The sequence below is a fragment of the Planomonospora algeriensis genome, assembly GCF_977012225.1.
Genome location: NZ_CDRNDK010000963.1, coordinates 1 through 887, shown reverse-complemented (window position 1 = coordinate 887; position 887 = coordinate 1). Strand labels below are relative to the sequence as shown.

At 73.2% G+C, this 887-nt stretch carries 1 protein-coding gene; it reads left to right on the top strand.

Features of this window, described 5'->3' with window-relative positions:
- Positions 1-887: ISAs1 family transposase (locus ACWJ6R_RS37195; RefSeq protein WP_449066682.1), on the top strand; the 887-nt coding region annotated here is incomplete at both ends.

Here is an 887-nt window from a genome sequence, read left to right as displayed (position 1 = left end):
CGTGGGCAACGACCGCCTGACCGCCATCGAGCAATGGGCCGACAACGCCCCCCAGCACGTCCTCGCCGACCTGGGCGTGTGGCGCGACCCGCTCACCGGACGATGCCGGCCGCCCAGCGAACGCACCCTGCGCCGGATCCTGGCCGACCTGGACGGCGACGAACTCGACGATCAGATCGGCGCCTTCCTGGCCGGACTCGACGACGGCCCGCCTGATGACCGCGCTGCGAGCCCGCCCGGCCACCGCCGTGAACGCGAGGCACGACGCGCCGCAGCGCGGCCCCCGCACGCGGAGCCCGCCGGCCTGCTGCGGGGATACGCCGCCGACGGCAAGATGCTCAAAGGCGCCCGCCGCGCCGACGGGGGCCGCGTCCACCTGCTGGGCCTGGCCGCGCACGGCACCGGCGCCCTGCGCGCCCAACGCCAGGTCGACGTCAAAAGCAGCGAGATCAGCGCACTGGGGCCGCTCCTGGACCGGCTCGATCCGGCCGAACTGGCCCGCGCGGTCATCACCGCCGACGCGCTGCACACCCAGCGCGCCTCGGCGCGAGCGCTGGTCGATGACCACCACGGCCACTACGTGCTGATCGTCAAGGCCAACCAGCCGACGTTGCACGCCGCCGCGATCGCGGCGTTGACCGGCCCCGACATCGATTTCGCCGATGCCATGCACGTGGAGATCGACCGCGGGCACGGCCGCACCGAACAGCGCATCACCCGCGTTGCCCCCTCCACCGGGATCGACTTCCCGCACGCCGGTCAGGTCTTCCGCATCCTGCGCTACCGCGGTGGCCTGGACGGGCAACGCCGCAGCAAGGAAGTCGTCTACGGCGTCACCGACCTGACCGCCGATCAAGCCTCGGCCGCGCAGATCGCCCACTACGTCC